A 2212-nucleotide genomic window follows, 5' to 3' on the forward strand; every position below is an offset into this window, starting at 1 on the left:
CTTTCATCTGGTGCGTATTGATAGTGTGTCTCACACTCCTGATATTCACCTGGCTGACGCGAAAATCGCTCTGCGAAATTCGCTACAGAGACGGAAGCAGGGAGGTGGCCGCTTTAATGGCTTACGAATCCGGTAAGTAGCAACCTGGAGGCGGGGGAAACCCCGCCTTTTCAGGGCTGATGGAGTCCAGGCTAGCCGAAAGCGCCTTTACAAGGGGCTGTCAGTGTCCGACTGGCTAGCCCCCTTTTCTTTCCGGTTGCCACTGCACGCATCATCACGCCGCAAAGACTCTTTCCCTCCGGGGAACGGAGAAGGGCGGCAGCGCCGCCGGCGCTTCCACTCTGTTCCCTCCGCATTATTGGGGCAGCCATGGGAACGAAATCAGGAAAAGTACTTTTAAGGCTACATACCGTTTCAGTAAACTACGTTAATGCTAATGTACGCATACATTAGCATTAACGAGCGACAGAAGTGATCAACCCTTTTCCTCTCCGGAAGCCTTAACGCCTGCCTGGTAAAGGCGTTTAACGCGTTTGATTTCAGCCAGAGTGGCCGACCAGTGCAGTCCGGCGGCATGACGGTATCTGGCAGCCATAATTTCCACGGCCTCCGGATGGCTGTCCTTGCTACGGTGCTGGCGACCCTTTTCTCCGAAAATTTCGACTACCAGCCACTGGCTGCCCGTTCTGCCGAAGAGAGCGTTGCAAAGTCGCTTTACCGTCAACGGGGTGAGATCCGGGTCAGGATCATAGGCAATTGTGGCGAAAATAAAGCGCAGCATTTCTGAGGTCTTGTAACGTTTTACCGCTGCTGCGAGACGTGCTGCACGCTGTGGGGCTTCCCATCGTTCATCACAGTATCCGGCAAGCTCGGCAAGATAATCTTTTTCAAGATTTTGAACGGTGTAACACCTTCCACCCAGAAATAGATGCATGGCTTCTTTGGTTTCGTTTCTCATGCAGCAGTCTCTGTTAAAGCTAATGTACGCATACGTTAGCATTAAAAAATATTCAGGACAACGTGATGGTTCAGCGTTTTCAGGGACGCATTGCGCCGGATTTCATAATGTCCAGATTAAAAGTACACAACCGCATTATGCCCCCTTCGGCTCCCCGTCTTCGCCGGGTCGTCAGGGCCACACTCCGCTAATGCCCTTAGCACCAGAAAGGGATGGGCGGTAGCGTCTTTATTTCGCAAAAAAAGCAGTAATGTTCAGATGAAGAAATTTATTCAGGCAGGAGGTCTAATTGCGCTTGCGCTGCTGGTTACTCACCCGTCATTTGCCGCAGGGACTGATTTGCTGTCATCCCAGAACACAACTGTAAATTCTACGTTTGGTTCCGGTTCATCCCTGGTTAAATGGTTTTATATCTCAGAAATCATTATTGCACTCTTCACCTTCATTAAAGTTCGTTCCCCTCTCGTATTTGTCGGTCTCGTCATCTGTATCATTTTCACCCGCGTCGGTTTCTCCATCGCGAGCTGATTATGGCCGGGGAAGAAGATAAATATAACTTCCCGGAAACCCTCAACCAGCAGGAACGCTTCCTCGGACTTCCGATTGATGAGTTTATTGTCGTGGTGCCATTAGTGGTTAAGGGCCCGAACAGACACCCGGACAACACGTAACAACGCACTGCTTTTCTGACAACCCCCTTACCTGCCGCATAAATCATCCTTTCGGAGACATCCATGTATAAATTATTGGGTGCCGCACTACTGTGCTGCGCGCTGACCGGCTGCGCCGGAATGAACTCAGATTTTGACTGCAACAAGACCGCCACCGATAAATGCCTGACAACGGCTGAGGCCAACAAACTCGCCGCCCAGGGAAAAAGCCTTAATGACATCGACAACGCGGTGAAAGTAAAAAAGCCTGCGGGTGAAGCCCTCCCGGCACTGCACAACACGGCACCGGTGGTGAATCCTGCCCGTCCCGTTTCTGTCGCAGCAACCGGTGCTTCCTCGTCAGCACCGCTCGCCGCCCGACATGCTTCCATTTCGCCCCTGAGTAAACCTGTCACGCCGCTCACCCGACCCGCTTCTGTCATCACACCGCTCAGGCCTGATACCGGTGTCCGGGCCGAACAGCATATCGACTATGCCTGGGCGGTCACCGGCTACGGCTCTCAGGGGGCCAGCAGCGACTATGTGATTTCCCTGGAGGGAACGGAAGGGGGCCGTCAGTACATGGCCACGAAACGTGCCTTTT

General features: G+C 52.7%; 5 protein-coding genes and 1 pseudogene. 5 read left to right on the forward strand and 1 reads right to left on the reverse strand.

Going from position 1 to position 2212, the window contains the following annotated elements; translation table 11 throughout:
• Nucleotides 1–25 precede the first annotated feature (25 nt).
• Nucleotides 26–73, forward strand: a pseudogene (locus ENTHG_RS26210) (hypothetical protein); the annotation flags it as partial.
• Nucleotides 54–140, forward strand: coding sequence for a Hok/Gef family protein (locus ENTHG_RS26215; protein ID WP_237567540.1), 87 nt, complete (start codon nt 54–56; stop codon nt 138–140). The pseudogene ENTHG_RS26210 and the gene ENTHG_RS26215, both read left to right, overlap by 20 nt.
• A gap of 335 nt (nt 141–475) precedes the next feature.
• On the opposite strand, the gene ENTHG_RS23180 is transcribed toward ENTHG_RS26215, so the two are convergent.
• Nucleotides 476–958 carry a hypothetical protein gene (locus tag ENTHG_RS23180; protein WP_044185822.1) on the reverse strand — a complete coding sequence of 161 codons (483 nt, stop codon included), beginning with the start codon at nt 956–958 and terminating at the stop codon, nt 476–478.
• 258 nt (nt 959–1216) lie between these two features.
• On the opposite strand from ENTHG_RS23180, the gene ENTHG_RS23185 reads away from it, so the two are divergent.
• The 3 genes from ENTHG_RS23185 to ENTHG_RS24855 all read left to right on the forward strand — a co-directional run.
• Nucleotides 1217–1486, forward strand: a complete 270-nt coding sequence (locus tag ENTHG_RS23185) for a type IV conjugative transfer system pilin TraA (RefSeq protein WP_071825937.1) — start codon at nt 1217–1219, stop codon at nt 1484–1486.
• 2 nt (nt 1487–1488) lie between these two features.
• Nucleotides 1489–1629: a type IV conjugative transfer system protein TraL gene (locus tag ENTHG_RS23190; RefSeq protein ID WP_081653668.1), complete on the forward strand. Its 141-nt coding sequence runs from the start codon at nt 1489–1491 to the stop codon at nt 1627–1629.
• Nucleotides 1630–1692: 63 nt separating this feature from the next.
• The coding region (locus ENTHG_RS24855) for a TraV family lipoprotein (RefSeq protein WP_081653669.1) at nt 1693–2212 on the forward strand (520 nt) is incomplete at its 3' end.

The sequence above is a fragment of the Phytobacter massiliensis JC163 genome, from assembly GCF_000321045.1.
Classification (GTDB): domain Bacteria; phylum Pseudomonadota; class Gammaproteobacteria; order Enterobacterales; family Enterobacteriaceae; genus Phytobacter_A; species Phytobacter_A massiliensis.

Bases quoted from the DNA above. Each gene is read 5' to 3' on its own strand.
- ENTHG_RS23180 (WP_044185822.1), bottom strand. From the start codon at position 958: ATGAGAAACGAAACCAAAGAAGCCATGCATCTATTTCTGGGTGGAAGG.
- ENTHG_RS23185 (WP_071825937.1), top strand. From the start codon at position 1,217: ATGAAGAAATTTATTCAGGCAGGAGGTCTAATTGCGCTTGCGCTGCTG.
- ENTHG_RS23190 (WP_081653668.1), top strand. From the start codon at position 1,489: ATGGCCGGGGAAGAAGATAAATATAACTTCCCGGAAACCCTCAACCAG.